Below are 18842 nucleotides of genomic sequence, written 5' to 3' on the forward strand. Positions count from 1 at the left end.
TTCATCACAACTTTTCGTGGAGCTGGCGGGATAACGCGTTATTCGGATCATTCCTAATCCCCGTCCACAACATGCCCCTTACTCTTAATTTCTTAGCGATATACGATTTCACACGGACGGAGAGTAGATATGACATTTCCTGGTCAGATTTCAAAGGATATTCCGGATTACGCACTCGCACGCAGTCTGGGTCTTGCCTCCGGCGGCGATATAAATTTCACCGCTCTTGCCAGTCAGTTAGACTGTAGCCGTAACTTTAGCCAGGTTGGGATCATCTACTCAGACGGTGCGCGTCAGTGGTTAGTGAGACCCTCAAGACGAATTGCATCGCCAAACGAAAGCTCGGTAAGTCATGTCGTCATCACTAAAGTAAACGCTTCATCAAGTAATCCTATCCAGGCAACGACGACGACGATTCAGTCACCTTCACTCGCAACTGAAATTGGTTCTACGGCGATTTCTTGCGGAGCTGCCATTCTCACTGTCGTTCTTGCTGCAGGCGCAGGTATGGCCATTCCTCTCACCGCAGGTTCTTCCGGTGCTGTTGCCGCTGTGATTGTCGCTGGTGGTGTAGCAACAGGAATTCAGTGTGCAAACGGGCTTGGCCGCTTGTCGCTTATTGCCATGAACCATAATGACTATGTTGCTTGGATGGATTCCCAGGAGTGGTACACCGCAACCAATACTGCTCTCGATGCGATATCACTTGCCGGGGCCGCTGCGGGTCTGAAAAGCGCTGTATTAACCTATCGCCTGCTTAATCGCTCTACGTCTGAAAGCTTACTCTCGTTATTACAAAAAATGAGCCGAGCGGATCGCACGCGGTTAACTGAGGAAATCATTCGTATCCGAAATCCCGGAATCTCGAATTCAGGCGTTAAAGCAGCGATGAAAGCCGGGGTTTACCCTAAACGCTATCCTTCAGAAGCGCTACAGCAGCTCTTACAGCGTGAGCTATTGAATGCTATTTCAAACTCCTCAGCGTTTGTTGGCAGTGCTGTCTCGGGTACAATCCGGAATCCTCAGAATATTACACAATCTGGTAAATACGTTTTTGGTTTGATTCAGTCTTTTTCATTTACAGGAAGTTATTAAACCGGACATGATAAATTATATCAAGAAGAGCCTGGCATTAAGCACTGTGATAACAGGTGAAATGGCGACTGACGATCGCCAAAGGCTTGAATCATTGAAAGATCGCTTAAAAGATCAGTTCGGTGTTCCTGTGGGTGTACATATGACAGGCATTCCATTAGCAATAAGTACCTTACTCACTATTTTTTGCTACGCTTTGCTACAAGTTTCTGTCTGGATTTTGCTCTTTCGCCTGCTTGGTTTACCTGAATTTAAGGTTATGATGGGGGTATTCTTTGCAGCAGTGGTGTATTGCATGGTAGTGATGAGCACTATGTTTTTAACTGCCAGAGGGTCCTTAATAGGATATAAGCTGCATATTTCTGTTATTACACTGACTGGCGTGATGAGCATCGTTTATTTTCTCTGGACGTGGATTTCGCTTTTATTCAGCGCTGTAGAAAATTACACACCGCAGATAACCTCCTTGTTAGGCCTGGGATTTTTCTGCCTGAACATTGTGTGGATGAATACATCAGTCTTTTACCGCTCAATTGCGCTAACGCTACATAATCGGGTGTGGCGTAAGCAGTTGAAGATTGAGAACAGGCAAATGGCAGGACTCAAACGTTGACAGTAAGAGTCAATTGAGAGATCGGCCTATAAAAGGTAAACGCCTCATAGGGGATATCCCCCCCCTTTCCGAAGCCATATTTTTGTCTTTCATCGTGTTCTTACCCGCTTTTTCCCGCTCTGCTATACACTGTTACTAACGCTAAAAAAGGGAGCAGCGCGGATGGCAACCTATCCAGACAGTTTATTGATTCTCAACGGCAAAAGTGCAGGCAACGATCTGCTGCGTCAGGCCATTCAGGGGTTGCGTGACGACGGCGCACGCATTCACGTCAGAGTGACGTGGGAGAAAGGCGACGCGGCACGCTATATCAATGAAGCCCTCGGGCTTGGCGTCAGCACAGTCATTTCCGGCGGCGGCGATGGCACCATCAACGAGATCGCCTCTGCGCTTATCGACCTGCCGCCGACAGACCGCCCGGCGATGGGCATTTTACCGCTCGGCACCGCCAACGATTTTGCCACCAGCGCCGGGATCCCGGAGGCGTTAGAGAAGGCGCTACAGCTTGCGATCCTCGGCAAGGCTACCGCCGTGGATATCGCGCAGGTGAATGACAAAACCTGCTTTATCAATATGGCGACCGGCGGGTTCGGCACGCGCATCACCAGCGAAACGCCGGAAAAACTGAAGGCAGCGCTGGGCGGCGTGTCGTACCTGATCCACGGCCTGATGCGCATGGATACCCTCAAGCCTGACCGCTGCGAAATTCGCGGCGAGAATTTTCAGTGGCAGGGTGACGCGCTGGTGATCGGCATTGGCAATGGCCGCCAGGCGGGAGGCGGTCAGCAGCTGTGCCCGGAGGCGCTGATCGATGACGGTCAGCTGCAGCTGAGGATTTTCACGGGCGACGGCCTGCTGCCCGCGCTGTTTACCACGCTGACGCAGCCGGAAGAAAGCCCAAATATCATTGACGGGAAATCCGCATGGTTTGAGGTAAATGCCCCGCACGGAATGACCTTTAACCTCGACGGAGAGCCGCTGAGCGGGACGCAGTTCCGCATTGAGGTGTTGCCCGGCGCGCTGCAGTGCAGGCTGCCGCCGGACTGTGTGCTTTTGCGCTGATGGTATTGCCGGGTGGCGGCTACGCCTTACCCGGCCTACGTTTCGTCCCCAGGTCAGGCAATTGTTACTTTGCTGTCAAGATAGACGTCCTGCACCGCATTGATCAGCTTCACGCCGTCCGCCATCGATTTCTTAAACGCCTTGCGGCCAAGGATCAGCCCCATGCCGCCCGCGCGTTTGTTGATCACCGCCGTACGCACCGCGTCTGACAGGTCGGTATCGCCGCCCGCCGCGCCGCCGGAGTTAATCAGCCCCGCGCGGCCCATATAGCAGTTCGCCAGCTGATAGCGCACCAGGTCGATCGGGCTATCGCTGGTCAGCTTGCTGTACACGCGGTCATCGGTATAGCCAAAATTCACCGCTTTATAGCCGCCGTTATTTTCGGCCATTTTCTGCTTCACGATATCCGCGCCGATGGTTGCCGCCAGGTGGTTCGCCTGGCCGGTCAGGTCGGCAGACACGTGGTAATCCACCCCGTCTTTTTTAAACGCCGAGTTACGCAGGTACGCCCACAGCACGGTCACCATGCCGAGCTCGTGCGCGCGCTCAAACGCCGCGGAGATCTCTTCAATCTGACGGCGAGACTGCTCAGAGCCAAAGTAAATCGTCGCCCCGACGGCTACCGCCCCCATGTTGAACGCCTGCTCGACGCTGGCGTAGAGGGTCTGGTCATATTCGGTGGGGTAGCTGAGGGTCTCGTTGTGGTTCAGCTTCACGAGGAACGGAATGCGGTGGGCATAGCGACGCGAAACCGAGGCCAGCACGCCGTAGGTGGAGGCCACGCAGTTACAGCCCGCTTCAATCGCCAGCTCAACAATGTTCTTCGGATCGAAATAGAGGGGATTCGCCGCAAAGGACGCGCCCGCCGAGTGCTCTACGCCCTGGTCCACAGGCAGAATAGAGAGATACCCGGTGCCGCCGAGCCGCCCGGTGTTGTAGAGCGTCTGCATGTTTCGCAGGACCGCAGGCGGACGGTTGTTATCGACCATCACGCGGTCAACGTAGTCATGACCAGGCAGATACAGCTGGTCGGCTGGAATGGTCATACAACGATGCTGTAAAAGGCTGTCGGCGTCTTTGCCAAGCAACTGCGCAATATCAGTCATGTGATACTCCCGTAAGTCCGACGTCGTGTCGGTGTGTGTTTATCCAGTCCCATTATTGATGGGCAGACTAAGCCTGGTACCGACTTAACCGATTTTCCAATTTTTGCATTCTTTTTCAGCACAATCTGCTGGCTCGATTCGTGTACAACAAAACTGTTACATTGATCAAACAATCGCCACAAAGGTATTTAAAAGGTATTATTCGGTGGTATGTTAAAGGCGTACCCTCTCTGACATGCAGGATTAAAAAATGAAAACGAAAGTCCAACTGTCATTCATGATGTTTGTTGAATGGTTTATCTGGGGAGCGTGGTTTGTGCCGCTGTGGCTGTGGCTGAGCAAAAGCGGGTTTACCGCCGGGGAAATTGGCTGGTCTTACGCCTGTACCGCCATTGCGGCGATCCTCTCCCCGATTCTGGTCGGCTCGCTGACGGACCGCTTCTTCGCCGCGCAGAAAGTGCTGGCGGTGCTGATGTTTGCCGGAGCCATTCTGATGTACTTCGCCGCGCAGCAAAACCAGTTCAGCACCTTCTTCCCCCTGCTGCTGGTTTATTCCCTGACCTATATGCCGACCATCGCGCTGACCAACAGTATCGCCTTCGCTAACGTGGACGACGTCGAGGCCGATTTTCCGCGCATTCGCGTGATGGGCACTATCGGCTGGATCGCCTCCGGGCTGGCGTGCGGCTTTCTGCCGCAGATGCTGGGCTACAGCGATATTTCCGATACCAATATTCCGCTGCTGATGACGGCAGCCAGCTCCGCCCTGCTCGGTGTCTTTGCCCTGTTCCTGCCGAACACGCCGCCGAAGAGCACCGGCAAGCTGGATTTCAAAGTGATGCTGGGGCTGGATGCGCTGATCCTGCTGCGCGACAGAAACTTTCTGGTGTTCTTCTTCTGCTCGTTCCTGTTTGCTATGCCGCTGGCCTTCTATTACATCTTCGCCAACGGCTACCTCACCGAAGTGGGGATGAAAAACGCCACCGGCTGGATGACGCTCGGGCAGTTCTCCGAGATCTTCTTTATGCTCGCCCTGCCGTTCTTTACCAAACGCTTTGGTATTAAGAAGGTCTTACTGCTGGGCCTGATTACCGCCGCCATCCGCTACGGGTTCTTTGTGTACGGCGGCGCGGAACAGTACTTCACCTACGCCCTGCTGTTCCTCGGCATTCTGCTGCACGGCGTGAGCTACGACTTTTACTACGTCACCGCGTACATCTACGTGGATAAAAAAGCGCCGGTGCATATGCGCACCGCCGCGCAGGGCCTGATTACGCTGTGCTGCCAGGGCTTTGGTAGCCTGTTGGGTTACCGCCTGGGCGGCGTAATGATGGAAAAAATGTTCGCATACAAAGAGCCGGTGAACGGGCTGACCTTCAACTGGGCCGGAATGTGGGTGTTTGGCGCAATCATGATTGCCGTGATTGCCGTGCTGTTTATGCTGTTTTTCCGCGAATCGGATAAAGAGATCGCCGCAATTGAGGTGATTGATGGCGATACCGCGCTGACACAAGGGGAAGTTAAATGAAACAAGAACGTGTTCTCGGTGCCCTATACGGGCAGGCGTTAGGGGATGCGATGGGCATGCCGTCGGAGCTGTGGCCAAGAAAGCGCGTCAAGGCGCACTTCGGCTGGATCGACCGCTTTTTACCCGGCCCGGCAGAGAATAATGCGGCCTGCTATTTCAAACAGGCAGAGTTCACTGACGATACCTCCATGGCGCTGTGCCTGGCGGATGCGATTATTGAGTGTGAGGGAGACATTAACGCGGACGTTATCGGCAAACATATCCTTAACTGGGCGCTCGATTTCGACGCGTTCAATAAGAACGTGCTCGGCCCGACCTCCAAAATCGCGCTAAACGCGATTCGCGACGGAAAGCCGGTCAGCGAACTGGAAAACAACGGCGTAACCAACGGGGCGGCGATGCGCGCCTCCCCGCTGGGCTGCCTGCTCCCGGCCACGCGTCTGGAACACTTTGTTGGGCAGGTGGCGCTGGCCTCCAGCCCGACCCATAAATCGGACCTCGCCATTGCCGGCGCGGTGGTGATTACCTGGGCAGTTTCTCGCGCTATCGACGGCGAAAGCTGGCAGAACATCGTCGACGCGCTGCCGGGTATCGCCCGCTATGCGCAGGAGGCGAAAACCACCACCTTTAGCGCATCGCTGGCGGCACGTATTGAGCTGGCGCTTAAGACCGTGCGGGAAGCCAACGGTATCGACTCTGCCAGCGAGCAGATTTATCAGCTGATTGGCGCGGGAACCAGCACCATTGAGTCCGTTCCGGCAGCCATTGCCATGGTTGAACTGGCGGGAACCGACCCGAACCGCTGCGCCATTTTATGCGCCAACCTGGGCGGCGACACCGACACCATTGGCGCCATGGCGACGGCCATCTGCGGCGCGCTGCACGGCGTACGGGCGATTGATCCGGCGCTTAAAGCCGAGCTCGACGCCGTTAACCAGCTCGATTTCGGCCACTATTGCGAGAAGCTGTTGCACTACCGGGAGCAAAGGGAGGGCGTATGACGTCATTTGCCCAACGTCTTGATGCTCTGCACGCCACGCGCCCGGTGACGGTGCTGGGCGCAGCGGTGATTGACGTCATCGCCGACGCCTACGCCCTGCCCTGGCGCGGGTGCGATATCGAGCTCAAACAGCAGGGTGTGAATATTGGCGGCTGCGCGCTGAATATCGCTATCGCCCTGAAGCGGCTCGGCATTTCGGCGCAAAACGCCCTGCCCGTCGGCCACGGCGTGTGGGCGGATATCATCCGCAACGCCATGGCGAAGCAGGATCTGCACAGCGCCATCGAGGCCGAAACCGGCGACAACGGCTGGTGCCTGGCGCTGGTGGAGCCAGACGGCGAGCGCACCTTTATGTCCTTTAGCGGCGTGGAGAACCAGTGGCAGCAGGGCTGGCTTGATGTGCTAAACATCCCGCAAAACAGCCTGGTCTATTTGTCCGGCTATCAGCTGGCCTCGCCGTGCGGCGAGCTGCTAACGGACTGGCTGGAGGGGTTGCAGGACGTGACGGCCTTTATCGATTTTGGCCCCCGCATCGCGGACATCCCCGACGCGCTGATGGCGCGGATTATGGCCTGCAGGCCAATCGTCTCCCTTAACCGTCAGGAAGCGGAAATCGCAGCCGGGCGGCCAGGCGTCGGAGTTGAAAACCTGGGGACGGAGTGGCAGCAGCGCTTCGGGGCCGCGCTGATTGTGCGCCACGATAAAGACGGCGCGGTCTGGTATGACGGCGGTTGTTCAGGCGTGGTTCCGGCGTTTCCGGCAACGGTCGTGGACACCATCGGCGCGGGCGACAGCCACGCGGGCGGTACGCTTGCCGGGCTGGCGGCGGGATGGCCGCTGGCAGACGCCGTTCTGCTGGGAAATGCCGTGGCGTCCTGGGTTGTCAGCCACCGCGGCGGGGATTGCGCCCCCACCCGTGAGGAATTACTCCTCGCACACAAAGACGTATAGATCGCTGCGACAGTAGCTGATGCTGTACTCAATCGGCCGGTGCTGTTGGTCAAGCGCAACCTGCTTGATCACCAGCACCGGTATTTTTTCATCCATCTTAATGTGCGCCTGAAACTCGCTGTCCGGCAAGCGGGCGCTGACCCGTGAACGGGTGCGCTGCGGGAAAATATTCTGGCTGCGGAAATAATCGTAAAGCGAAATGCCGATCGCATCCGGATCGGGAATGAGCCCGACCGGCACCCAGGACTCCTCAATCGAGACGGCGTCCTCATCAACGTAGCGAATACGCTTGAGCAGGAAAACCTCACTCTCAGGGGGAATTGAAAGATGATTCGCCACCTCTTCCGGGCACTTCACCACCCGCTTGTTGACCCACAGCGTATTGGGCTTTTGGCCGCGCAGCACGACCTGCTGTGAGAACCCGCGCGCCTCTTTCAGGGAATACTCGAAGATATTGTTGATCTGCGTGCCATAGCCACGGGCGCGCGTCACCACGCCCTCTTCCTCCAGCGCCTGCATCGCTTTTCGCACGGTAATGCGCGACACGCCGGTTAGCTGGCTCAGATCGCGCTCGCCGGGCAAAATATTCCCGTGCTCCAGCACGCCGCTGCGCACCGCGTTTTTTACCGTTTCGGCAAATTTCAGGTACAGCGGCGTGTTGTCAGGCGCGGCGATCCGTTCATTCAGTTGAGCGATTAACCGGGTATGCGCTTGTTCCATCTCTGTTTTCTCAGGCGTGGTGTTTCCTGCCAGTATACTGTCTTACCACCATGCATGAAAATGATGTACCGGCCCAATACCGTGACCAACTTCCAGAGTATCGGCTTTTGCCAGCGCCGCCGAGAGCCAGGTTTTCGCTTCCCGCACCGTTTCGGCCCAGCCGTCATGGCGTGGGCGCAGCGCCGCCAGCGCGGCCGAGAGCGTACAGCCCGTACCGTGGGTATTTCTGGTCTGCACGCGCGGCGCGGTAAAACGCAGCTCGCCATCGCGGGTAAAAAGCCAGTCCGGGCTTTCAGCGTCGTCAAGATGACCGCCCTTCATCAGCACCGCCCCGCAGCCCATCGCCAGCAGCGCGTTTCCCTGCGCTTTCATCTCACGTTCCGTTCGCGCATGCGATGTGCCTAACAGCGCGGCGGCTTCCGGGAGATTGGGCGTAATGAGCGCCACCTGCGGCAGCAGCTTTTTGCGCAGGGTTTCCACGGCAGTGGCGGAGAGCAGCGGGTCGCCGCTTTTCGCCAGCATCACGGTGTCCAGCACGACGTTTTGCACCTGATACCGTTTAAGCCGCTCGGCCACCGCTTCCACAATGTCCGTCTCGGCCAGCATGCCTATTTTTGTGGTATCGATACGCACGTCGCTGAATACCGAATCCATCTGCGCGGCAACAAAATCCGGCTCAATACGGTAGACCGACTGCACGCCGCGCGTGTTTTGCGCCACCATGGCGGTGATGACCGAGCAGCCGTATGCGCCAAGGGCGGAGAAGGTTTTCAGGTCAGCCTGGATACCCGCGCCGCCGCTGGGATCGGTGCCGGCAATGGTCAGGGCGTTAATCCGCTTCATGCCTGCTCCTCCAGCGTGTAGAGCGCGTCGAGGAACGCGCTGGCAAAACTGCCCGGGCCACGCGACTGCGCAACGGCGATCGTCCCGGCCCGCTTCATAAACCCGCAGGCGGCAGCGACGTTATCCAGCCTGTCACCCGGCAGCGAGCAGCTCGCCGCCACAACGGCAGAGAGCGCGCACCCGGTGCCCACCACGCGCGTCATCAGCGGATCGCCGCCCGTTACGGTGCGCGTGCGCTGTCCGTCCGTGATGTAATCCACCTCGCCGGTGACGGCCACTACGGCATTGGTCTGGCGAGCCAGCGCTTCGGCAGCAGGCAGCGCGCTGGCGGCGGTATCGGTCGTATCGACGCCGCGCCCGCCCGCGCTCATCCCGGCAAGGGCCAGGATTTCTGACGCATTGCCGCGAATGGCGGCCGGTTTCAGGGCAAGGATTTGATGGCAAAAGCGGGTGCGGAACGCGAGCGCGCCAACGGCAACCGGGTCCAGCGTCCAGGGCTTGCCTGCCGCCACCGCGCGTTCAATCGCCCGACGCATCGACTGGGCGCGCGGCGAGGTCAGCGTGCCAACGTTAACCAGCAGCGCATCGGCGATCCCGGCAAACTGCTCGGCCTCTTCGGCCTCAATCACCATCGCCGGGGATGCGCCAAGCGCCAGCAAAACGTTGGCCGTAAAGGTCTGTACGACATCGTTGGTCATACAATGGGTCAGCGGAGAACGGGTTCGGAAGTGATGTAAAACAGGTAAATCGAGCTGGTCAGGCTGCATGGTTTCGCTCCTGCCTTGCGTGAAGAAGCGATGACCGGGAAGGCATCTGACTTCCCTACGCTGGCATTATCCAGATCAGGTAATACGGGTATTTCTCAGCCTTCACAAAGAAGGGCACCCCGAGTCATTTGGTAAACATTAGCTTACTTTTTGCCAGATTAGGGGAAGTTGCTTGCTCAAGCAAGCCCACTCTTTCGGATAATGATTCTTCACGCAAGGCAGGAGCGAAAGACTTCGAATACTCAGAAAGAACAACGACACCCAATTACTCTCTGTCTTTTTAATTAAACGACTAAAAGATCCTTCACAGAAAAGAAAATAATTAACATTTTAATAGATGGTATTGAGCAGTAGCTAATGAATTCCCTTCTCTTTCCCTTATATAATTCACTGGTATCCGACTGTCTCAATGTATAGCCTGCACACATAACCTTTATCATTTAGCCAACAGCACTTTGATTTTAAGTGCTTTTTCATAAAAACAGCTTCCCCTTTGTACTTGCACGCAGTACGATTAATCAACATGTTACCTGAAACTAAAGGGTTACTGATGGATACAGTTGAAGAATTAAATGGAACATATTTCTATCGTGGCGTATGCAATATCACTGCAGGAGAGTTATTTTTTTGGATTTTACTGGATAGAGTTAATAATCAATTTGGCGGAATTAAAGATGTCATTTCAATGAGCTGTATTATTCTGGGCTGCCATTATTAAAAACAAGAGATAAACCTTACGGAACCACAGCGGGTACGTCAATAGCATCAAAATACCTTCGCCAACTTCTTAACACTGAATTACCTGTAAGACTTCCAACTCTTACAGAAGCGAGCATAACAACACTTAAGCCTAAATATGTTACTAACCTGGGCGCTTTTGTGGGGCGTGGATTACCTGTTGTTGGTTGGGCTATAGTAGCGAGCGATATTAGTAAAATCGCTTATAAAACCGTTCGTGACTACAACACAATCGCACACGAGAAAGATCGCATATGGTAACAGATCAGGAAGTTTTAGAGCTATTCCGTAAAGAGTTACCTGTGTCAGGTACATTCACAGGAAAGCTGATACCGTTAGAGCTTGATGATATTCTTCAAGATTATGCAGACGATGATGATTTAATTTATTGCATTAATAAATACGACAGATTTTTTAATGTTGACATGTCAGCAATGAATTATCAGAAATATTATCCGTGGTTTAGAACGTGGTTCTTTAGAAGATGGTTTACTGATAAACCAGTAAAGCAAATCTCAAAACCTCTTACTGTAAGGATGTTTGCAGAATCGGCTAAAGCAGGAAGATGGTTATACGGCTAACAGCAAGGAGCGTTAAAAATGGCTGTACCAGTACATTTGATTTTAAAAGATGATGGTGGATCTCAGATCATGGGGTCTTGTGACGTTCATGGACGTGATGGAAGCATAGAACTACGTAGCTTACAGCATAGCGTGATCATTCCTACAGACAATTTAACAGGTAAAGTGACAGGAAGCCGACAACATTGCTCATTCAATTTCACTAAAGAGATTGATAGTTCATCACCCTATCTGTTTAAAGCAGTTGCAACGGGGCAAACTCTTAAAAGCGCTGAGTTTAATTTCTATCGTATCAACTACAGCGGGCAAGAGGAAATTTACTACACCATTACACTAGAAAATGTGAAAGTAGTTAGCTTTAGCCCTGTGATGCATGATACCCGAACGGCTACGGGTACAGGCCATATGGAAGATGTGTCTTTAGCTTATGAAAAGATCACTCACCTTTATAAAGATGGCAATATCTTGCATTCCGATGCATGGAATGAAAAGAGACAAGCTTAGCATAACCCACTCTAAATATGGGGCTATCATGCCCCTTCTTCTAAACTCTCCATTTCGTATAACAACCTTCTTACTTAGATATAGCAATTCAAGCTAGATACAACTTCGTATAAGTTTTCAACATATTTATTTTTAGTGAGTAACTACAGAGAAAATCTTTAGTTGAATACCAACTTTCATTCAAAACACAAAAAGGATTCAAAAGCAAAGAATGTAGAAAAATCTATAAATTTGAATTAACTATTTTACACATTTAGTATGATTTTATAGTTAAATGCTTAAGCATACCTTATGCATTGAAATTTTCTCATGTTCTGAGATCCAGAACGTCATAAATCTTATCTAATTGTATTTATTAAGATAATGCCTTACATATTACAGCAGACCTGTTTAGCGATAAATGCTATCCATGATCTAGATCAATAATCAAAATTACACATTCATAGATAGTTACTGCACGTTGCGAAATAAGTTATCAAACTTAAATTTTGAGACGCACCAAGGTTTAATCCAGATATAACAGGAGGTTATATCTTCCTGCCCGGATAGCACCCTTACTTTAATTTTTCTTGCATTGATGAGAGCTTTCAAATGAAGTCTTTAAATAAATCAGCTATCGCTGTTTTTATGTTTAGTGTTGTGTCTACTGGTGTAGCTGAAGCTTCTTTAACTGGTGCTGATCTTGCTGCTGCCAACTCTTACTTTAATTCACATCCAGACATTGTAAAATATGCCCCGTGGATTCGTGACAATGTAATAGCAAGCAACACATTGAATTGACCTGCCCCCACGATTAGATACAACACTCAGTTAGTAACGTCGGAATCTTCATTCTCAGAATGACCCTTTCTCCAGCCCGCTGCAAATTCAGACGGTGTCTGATAATTCAGCGTGGAGTGCGGGCGGCATTCGTTATAATCCTGCCGCCAGTCATTAATAATTTTCCTGGCATGAACGATATCGCTGAACCAGTGCTCATTCAAACATTCATCGCGAAATCGTCCGTTAAAGCTCTCAATAAATCCGTTCTGCGTTGGCTTGCCCGGCTGGATTAAGCGCAACTCAACACCATGCTCAAAGGCCCATTGATCCAGTGCACGGCAAGTGAACTCCGGCCCCTGGTCAGTTCTTATCGTCGCCGGATAGCCTCGAAACAGTGCAATGCTGTCCAGAATACGCGTGACCTGAACGCCTGAAATCCCAAAGGCAACAGTGACCGTCAGGCATTCCTTTGTGAAATCATCGACGCAGGTAAGACACTTGATCCTGCGACCGGTGGAAAGTGCGTCCATGACGAAATCCATCGACCAGGTCAGATTGGGCGCCGCCGGACGGAGCAGCGGCAGACGTTCTGTTGCCAGCCCTTTACGACGTCTTCTGCGTTTTACGCCCAGGCCACTGAGGTGATAAAGCCGGTACACGCGCTTATGATTAACATGAAGCCCTTCACGGCGCAGCAACTGCCAAATACGACGGTAGCCAAAACGCCTGCGCTCCAGTGCCAGCTCAGTGATGCGCCCTGATAAATGCGCATCAGCAGCCGGACGGTGAGCCTCATAGCGGCAGGTCGACAGGGATAAACCTGTAAGCCTGCAGGCACGACGTTGCGACAGACCGGTCGCATCACACATCAACATCACGGCTTCCCGCTTCTGGTCTGTCGTCAGTACTTTCGCCCAAGAGCCACCTGAAGCGCCTCTTTATCCAGCATGGCTTCGGCAAGCAGCTTCTTGAGTCTGGTGTTCTCTTCCTCAAGCGACTTCAGGCGCTTAACTTCAGGCACCTCCATACCGCCATACTTCTTACGCCAGGTGTAAAACGTGGCATCGGAAATGGCATGCTTGCGGCAGAGTTCACGGGCGGGTACCCCAGCTTCGGCTTCGCGGAGAATACTGATGATCTGTTCGTCGGAAAAACGCTTCTTCATGGGGATGTCCTCATGTGGCTTATGAAGACATTACTAACATCGGGGTGTACTAATCAACGGGGAGCAGGTCAGAATGATGCTAATAACACACTCGTAAGCAATAGCTATTATGATCAGGCGCAAGGTAAATTAATCTATGTAACACAGATTGGAGGGATCACTCCACCTGTATCTATGAGCACGTTAACCCCTTCTACACCTGCACAAGTAAATTTAGCTGCTAATATACCCGTAGTAGTTTCTGGTAACACTGCTGTAACTAATACTAAAACAACTTTAAATGAGCCTGGTTTGATTGCAGCACCAGCTAACACTACAAATGCTAACAGTATTATAACTACTCCAGCTAAGCAGTCTTTGATTGTTGAACCACCAAAGCCAGTAATTAAAACTCCTCCTTTGGTTCAGAAGGTTCCTGTAGCTACGCCTGTTGCTATTCCTATAGTTAAACAACAAATTCCTACACCTATTAATCAGGGTGTACCTTCTCCATTACCACATAGCATACCTAACAAAGTACCTCCTTTGTTGACCAATAGCACCCCTAATAAAATTCCTGTCCCTATGGCTTACAACGTTCCGACGAAAGCCCCTGTACCGTTAGCTAATAACATCCCCGTTAAAGAGCCTACGCCATTACCATATAACGTACCACCCAAAATGTTGGTAAATAACACTCCTACTCCTTTGGTAGCCCCTCAAGCTATTTTACCAGTACAGAAAACTCCGGTTGTTCCACCACAGCCACAGGCTTACAACGTTCCGGTTAAACAACCAACAATTCAACCTTATAATGTGCCACCTAAAATAAGTCTCCCTATTCAGCAGATTCCTAACAAACAACCTATACCAGTTGCACAGCCTTACAATGTTCCGAGCAAAATCCCAACAGTACAAACTAACTTAATGTACACTCCAACTATACCGCCAAAAGCTATTATTCAGGCTCCTGTACAACAGATAATTAGCCGTAATGATCCTATCGGGGTTCAGGGCGGGGTTCAGAAATTAACAATCACTGTAGTAGATAGCCAAACTCCGGTAGCTACAACAATTCCTGCTACAAATACGGCTAACACATCTTTAACCTCTGCGATTAATGCAAACGCTAAAGCTGATGCGAACACAAACGCACTTACTACTAAAGTAGATTCAAATACATTCAAAGCCGATCAGGATAGACAAGATCAAGCCCTGCAAGATGCTTCTGACAAAGCGACTCAGGCAATCAATACGAGCGCTTATGCGCAATCTTTAGCTGTTGATGCACAAACAGTAGCCGCTGCTAATAAAGCTGCTGTCGCTAACGTTCAGTCGCGTCAACAAGCACAAGAAACCACTATTCAGAATCACAGCGCACAACTGAAGAACCATGAAGAACGTATTACAGCGTTAGAAAATGAAAGTAATAACAACTTCCAGAACCTTAAGGATGATGTAGATAACAACCGTAAACGTGCTGCTGTTGGTGTTGCTTCTGTGGCCGCTATGAGCAACATCCCGCAGGTAACAGACTCTCAGACTTTCGCTATCGGTGCTGGTGCTGGCGGTTATGACTCTCAAGGTGCTGTTGCTATAGGAATCTCTGCTCGTGTTACCGATCACATCGTAACTAAAGCTTCTGTTGGTGCGGGTTCCTTCGGCGGCGCTACTTACGGGGCTGGTGTAGCTTTCGGTTTCTAAATAAAGTTTTTAACCCACGCCTCTTCGTTAGAGGCTTTTATTAAGAGTTTTAAATAACAAGCCAGTTAACCAACGATATCACTACAAACTCACCCTATGACTTATGGCTAACTGGCTTAATTTGATTATTCTGATGATAGCGAACATGACAAAATATATTTTATTCTCCACTATAGTGGCATTAGCATTAGTGGCCACAGGTTTCTTTATGGGGCTAATGTATGTTGAATGGGTGAGATTATGAAAGAAGCTATTCTTATAGATACACGCTTAACGATTCTCTTTATTTAAATAACGGTGTAGGACATATGAACAAGTTGATGATAGTAGCTTTGTCTGTTTCTGCGTTAGCGGGTTGTACTTCACAGGCTCAACGCATGGCAGATTGTGAAGCTCAAGGTATTAGCCGTGATGCTTGTTACATTGCAGAACAAAACAGGCAGGCAACGATAAACGCTTCAGCTGAAAAGCAAGCAATGGAAAATGCGCAAGCGCTCTATCCAGTACAGAAAGCACAATCTGCGCATGGTTTACCTAAAGGCTGTACACAAGTGATGGATGCTGCGGGGCAATGCAATACAAAAGCACCTAAAGTGAATAACATCACTAAGGAAGCTGATCATGTAATGAATAAGCCTATCTCTGATAGTGCTGAATATCTTCTTGCTAATGGCTGGAAGCCTAATAATGGGGTATGGAAGAAACAAGGCTATACGCTTTTGCTGACTGTTGAAAATGGAAAAGTCGTTAATTCGCAGCTTAAAAAATAATATCCCCCTGACTTAAAAGGGACTAAATAGCAAAGTATATTAGATTCGTGATTGTCAGTCTTTAGTGTATTGCTAAAGCCGCCCTTAACAGATGGGCGTTTTTTTCAATTATTCTTGAGGATTATATGATGATTGATGCAAATGAAGCAGTAAAAGAAGGGTTCGCTAAAATAAATCAGGCGACTGCGGTCGCCTTTTTTTATTTGCCGGTCTCACTCCATGCAAAGGGTCAGAAATGCCATAAGCCCTTTTATTCTAACTGCCAGGCCCCGCCATGGATAAGCGACGCTCTCCCCGCCCAGGCAAACAACGCCAGCTCGCGGCCGTCTGCATCAGGATAAATACGGCTGCTGAGGCACGCCTCACCCTCGTTAACAAACACTTCCACGGAAGAGCTATCAAAGAACAGGCGCAGGTTCAGCATGTCATTCAGGTTAAGCGCGACGCTTCGGGTACCGCACAAGCCATACTGCGGATAGTGACGCTCCAGCACCAGGCGCTGCATCTGGGCATCAACATAGATGCGTAGCCCGTCGCCGAGACGAATGCCGTATTGCTCCGCGCTGCTGTTCGCGCAATCCCATTGCAGAGTGACCTCCATCGCATCGCAGTGTTCCACCAGCGTCATCTGCTGGTTATTAAGCGTACTTATCGGCCAGGGGAACCACGCCCCGCGCAGGGTTTCAACTTCTCTGGCTGGATGCATTTGCAGATGATTATCCGCACTCAGCGTCAGCTCGCGAGGTAAGGAGAGCATGCCTGCCCAGCCATCCTCCTGTTCCGGCAGAGGTGATTCCCACATGTCCAGCCAGCCGATGACGATGCGTCGACCATCCGGCGTCAGGAAACTTTGCGGCGCATAGAAATCATGCCCGTAATCCATCTCTACAAATTCACCTTCACGCACAAAGGGCTGGCCGGGCTGCCATTCACCTACCAGATACCCGCTCTGGAAAAGATTACGGTTTTTGAATCCGTCCGCCGCCAGCCCCTGAGGAGAGAACATCAGCACGCGTTTACCGTTGAGAGTGAAAAAGTCCGGACATTCCCACATGTAGCCCATCTCTTTTTCAGCCACCGCGAGCACGCCCCAGTCCTGCCACTCTCGCAGATCGGCAGACCGGTACGCACGCACCTGGCCCGTATCACCCTCTCGCGCGCCAACGACCATGTACCACCACTCCCCTTCACGCCATACTTTCGGATCGCGGAAGTGATGCAGTCCAGGCGGTGTGTCAATGACGGTCCCGTGCCGCACAAAGTGGATGCCGTCTCGGCTGGTTGCCAGGCACTGAACCTGGTAGAGATTAGCCTCATCGCCGGGATCGCCGTGGAATTTGTGGCCGGTGTAGATCAGCGCCAGCGTGTCGCCATCCACCACCGCTGAGCCAGAAAAACAGCCGTCCTTATCGTCTGGTCCTTCCGGTGCCAGCGCAACCGGGAGGTGTTCCCAGTGAACTAAATCTTTGCTGCGCGCATGGCCCCAGTGCATCGGCCCCCACTGGGTCGAATACGGATGATGTTGATAAAAGGCGTGATACCAGCCGTCAAACCAGACCAGGCCATTCGGATCGTTCATCCAGCCGGCACGCGCGGCGAGGTGGTAACGCGGATACCAGCGCAGGTTAAGCCCTTCGCGTCCGGACTGCAGTTCCTGTTCTGCTTTTGTAATGGAATACGTCATTTCTCTACTCTTTAATCAGATAGTGGAAGGTTGCGGCATGAGCGGGTCAGAAGAGGACTTACCCGAGCGCAACAGGAAGATGGAGATAAGCGTGGTGCTGAAGACCAGTAGCCCCATGATGAGATAGGACTGGGCAAAGCCGTATTTCTCATAGCTGTAGCCGGCCAGCGGCGACAGTACCGAGGCAATCACCGAGCTTGTACAGGCAAAGCCCACCAGATAGAGGGTGGAAGAGAGCCGCTTATCAAAATGCAGGCTGTTGTATTTAAAGATGGAGACCAGCAAAACGGGCAGTTCAACCGCGTGCAATAGCTTGGTAATGGAGATCAATACCGGCCCCTCAACCAGACCCGATGCCACCATACGCATCGCCATCACCATTCCGGCGAAAATCAGGCCGTTTTTCGCACCGAGGCGATTCACCAGCCACGGGGCGCAAAACATGCCCGCCGCCTCCAGGAAAACCTGGAAGGAGTTGAGATAGCCGTACATGGCGTTCCCTTCCTGTAACGTCGGGAACTGGGACGAGAAATAGACAGGGAACTGCTGGTCATAAACGCCATAAATACAGGTGCCGATAACGAAAAACACCAGCGCCCAGAAGCGCGGCAGCGTCAGCAGGCGCAAGGCATCCTCCAGCGTGACCTTACCGCCGGACACCGCCTCCTGCATGGCGTGCGGAGCGGAAGAGACCCTGAGGCGCGCCAGCAACACAAAAAACACCAGCCCGGCGCAGCTCGCCACCGCGAAGTTCAGCTTCGGATTAATGTTGAACAGGAGCCCCGCAAAAAAGGTTGCCGCCGCCCAGCCCAGCGATCCCCACATCCTCGCCTTGCCGAACTCGAACTGGCTCTGGCGGGCCACGCGCTCGGTATAGGACTCCAGTACCCCTATTCCGCCGTTAAACGTCAGCCCGATATAAATCCCGCCGAAAATACTGCCGAGTAACACGTTAATTTGCAGCAGATAACCAAACAGCAGGAAGGCCGGACCGGAAAGAATGAGCAGGCTGGTCAGAAACCAGAGCAGGTTTTTTCGCAGGCCGAGCTTGTCCTGAATGAATCCATAGCAGATTTGAGCAAAAAGCGCGGAGACGGAAAGCACGGCATAGATAACACCGGTATCCCCCGCTTTTAGGCCCACTTCCTGATGAAGCCAGATGGAGAGTAGCGAGCCGGAAGATGACCAGGTGACAAAAAAGAAAAAGAGTAGTGCGCTTAATAAAGGGTAGCTGTGAGAGTGATGCGTTTTCATCATGACATTCTCATGT

At 52.0% G+C, this 18842-nt stretch carries 18 protein-coding genes, 1 pseudogene and 1 riboswitch; of the genes and pseudogenes, 12 read left to right on the forward strand and 7 right to left on the reverse strand.

The genetic code is table 11. From position 1 onward, the window contains the following. Positions 1–129: 129 nt before the first annotated feature. From FY206_RS25340 to yegS, 3 genes are all read left to right on the forward strand, one after another. Positions 130–1095: an Ssp4 family T6SS effector gene (locus FY206_RS25340; protein ID WP_032641686.1), complete on the forward strand. Its 966-nt coding sequence runs from the start codon at positions 130–132 to the stop codon at positions 1093–1095. 61 nt (positions 1096–1156) lie between these two features. Beyond that, a complete protein-coding gene (locus FY206_RS16395; RefSeq protein ID WP_032642669.1) occupies positions 1157–1708 on the forward strand; it encodes a hypothetical protein in 552 nt (183 codons plus the stop codon). A gap of 162 nt (positions 1709–1870) precedes the next feature. Beyond that, entirely contained in the window at positions 1871–2770 is a 900-nt protein-coding gene (gene yegS / locus FY206_RS16400) for a lipid kinase YegS (RefSeq protein ID WP_032641688.1), read from the forward strand. Positions 2771–2823: 53 nt separating this feature from the next. Here yegS and fbaB read toward each other — a convergent pair whose 3' ends face one another. After that, positions 2824–3876 carry a class I fructose-bisphosphate aldolase gene (fbaB, locus tag FY206_RS16405; RefSeq protein ID WP_032641690.1) on the reverse strand — a complete coding sequence of 351 codons (1053 nt, stop codon included), beginning with the start codon at positions 3874–3876 and terminating at the stop codon, positions 2824–2826. A 250-nt stretch (positions 3877–4126) separates the two neighbouring features. Between fbaB and FY206_RS16410 the strand changes: the two genes are divergently transcribed. The 3 genes from FY206_RS16410 to FY206_RS16420 are packed head-to-tail and all read left to right on the forward strand — an operon-like array spanning position 4127 to position 7355. Further along, positions 4127–5404 carry a nucleoside permease gene (locus FY206_RS16410; RefSeq protein WP_032641692.1) on the forward strand — a complete coding sequence of 426 codons (1278 nt, stop codon included), beginning with the start codon at positions 4127–4129 and terminating at the stop codon, positions 5402–5404. Beyond that, entirely contained in the window at positions 5401–6405 is a 1005-nt protein-coding gene (locus FY206_RS16415; protein ID WP_032641694.1) for an ADP-ribosylglycohydrolase family protein, read from the forward strand. The genes FY206_RS16410 and FY206_RS16415 overlap by 4 nt, the downstream gene beginning before the upstream one ends. Next, complete coding sequence (locus FY206_RS16420; protein ID WP_032641695.1) at positions 6402–7355, forward strand: PfkB family carbohydrate kinase; 954 nt, start codon at positions 6402–6404, stop codon at positions 7353–7355. Before FY206_RS16415 ends, FY206_RS16420 begins: the two co-directional genes overlap by 4 nt. On the opposite strand, the gene FY206_RS16425 is transcribed toward FY206_RS16420, so the two are convergent. The 3 genes from FY206_RS16425 to thiM are packed head-to-tail and all read right to left on the reverse strand — an operon-like array spanning position 7329 to position 9685. Beyond that, entirely contained in the window at positions 7329–8075 is a 747-nt protein-coding gene (locus FY206_RS16425; protein WP_077064119.1) for a GntR family transcriptional regulator, read from the reverse strand. The two genes, FY206_RS16420 and FY206_RS16425, sit on opposite strands and share 27 nt — an antisense overlap. Before the next feature lie 42 nt (positions 8076–8117). After that, positions 8118–8918 (reverse strand): bifunctional hydroxymethylpyrimidine kinase/phosphomethylpyrimidine kinase, encoded by an 801-nt coding sequence (gene thiD, locus FY206_RS16430; protein WP_032641698.1) that lies wholly within the window; start codon positions 8916–8918, stop codon positions 8118–8120. After that, complete coding sequence (gene thiM, locus FY206_RS16435) at positions 8915–9685, reverse strand: hydroxyethylthiazole kinase (protein ID WP_032641700.1); 771 nt, start codon at positions 9683–9685, stop codon at positions 8915–8917. Before thiM ends, thiD begins: the two co-directional genes overlap by 4 nt. Before the next feature lie 35 nt (positions 9686–9720). Next, positions 9721–9817, reverse strand: a riboswitch (TPP riboswitch). A gap of 418 nt (positions 9818–10235) precedes the next feature. Here thiM and FY206_RS16440 point away from each other — a divergent pair. From FY206_RS16440 to FY206_RS16455, 4 genes and pseudogenes are all read left to right on the forward strand, one after another. After that, positions 10236–10684, forward strand: a pseudogene (locus tag FY206_RS16440) (STM2901 family protein). Then, positions 10678–11004, forward strand: coding sequence for a DUF1493 family protein (locus tag FY206_RS16445; RefSeq protein ID WP_032641702.1), 327 nt, complete (start codon positions 10678–10680; stop codon positions 11002–11004). Before FY206_RS16440 ends, FY206_RS16445 begins: the two are co-directional and overlap by 7 nt. A gap of 18 nt (positions 11005–11022) precedes the next feature. Next, positions 11023–11508 carry an Hcp family type VI secretion system effector gene (locus tag FY206_RS16450; protein ID WP_032641704.1) on the forward strand — a complete coding sequence of 162 codons (486 nt, stop codon included), beginning with the start codon at positions 11023–11025 and terminating at the stop codon, positions 11506–11508. A 591-nt stretch (positions 11509–12099) separates the two neighbouring features. Further along, positions 12100–12288, forward strand: a complete 189-nt coding sequence (locus FY206_RS16455) for a hypothetical protein (protein WP_131825680.1) — start codon at positions 12100–12102, stop codon at positions 12286–12288. 26 nt (positions 12289–12314) lie between these two features. On the opposite strand, the gene FY206_RS16460 is transcribed toward FY206_RS16455, so the two are convergent. Continuing rightward, positions 12315–13435 (reverse strand): IS3-like element ISSen4 family transposase gene (locus FY206_RS16460; protein ID WP_085950818.1). Its coding sequence is split into 2 segments (ribosomal slippage): positions 12315–13177 and positions 13177–13435, totalling 1122 coding nucleotides; the frame shifts between segments, so codons are not numbered across the junction. 12 nt (positions 13436–13447) lie between these two features. Here FY206_RS16460 and FY206_RS25475 point away from each other — a divergent pair. Together FY206_RS25475 and FY206_RS25610 are read left to right on the forward strand one after the other, a co-directional pair. Continuing rightward, positions 13448–15118, forward strand: a complete 1671-nt coding sequence (locus FY206_RS25475) for a YadA C-terminal domain-containing protein (RefSeq protein WP_207708325.1) — start codon at positions 13448–13450, stop codon at positions 15116–15118. A 308-nt stretch (positions 15119–15426) separates the two neighbouring features. Beyond that, positions 15427–15888, forward strand: coding sequence for a hypothetical protein (locus tag FY206_RS25610; RefSeq protein ID WP_229267769.1), 462 nt, complete (start codon positions 15427–15429; stop codon positions 15886–15888). Between the two features lie 250 nt (positions 15889–16138). On the opposite strand, the gene FY206_RS16475 is transcribed toward FY206_RS25610, so the two are convergent. Together FY206_RS16475 and FY206_RS16480 are read right to left on the reverse strand one after the other, a co-directional pair. Next, a complete protein-coding gene (locus FY206_RS16475; protein ID WP_032641705.1) occupies positions 16139–17572 on the reverse strand; it encodes a glycoside hydrolase family 32 protein in 1434 nt (477 codons plus the stop codon). A 15-nt stretch (positions 17573–17587) separates the two neighbouring features. Further along, positions 17588–18829: an MFS transporter gene (locus FY206_RS16480; RefSeq protein WP_032641707.1), complete on the reverse strand. Its 1242-nt coding sequence runs from the start codon at positions 18827–18829 to the stop codon at positions 17588–17590. Positions 18830–18842 lie beyond the last annotated feature (13 nt).

The organism is Enterobacter chengduensis (assembly GCF_001984825.2).
GTDB classification, from domain to species: domain Bacteria; phylum Pseudomonadota; class Gammaproteobacteria; order Enterobacterales; family Enterobacteriaceae; genus Enterobacter; species Enterobacter chengduensis.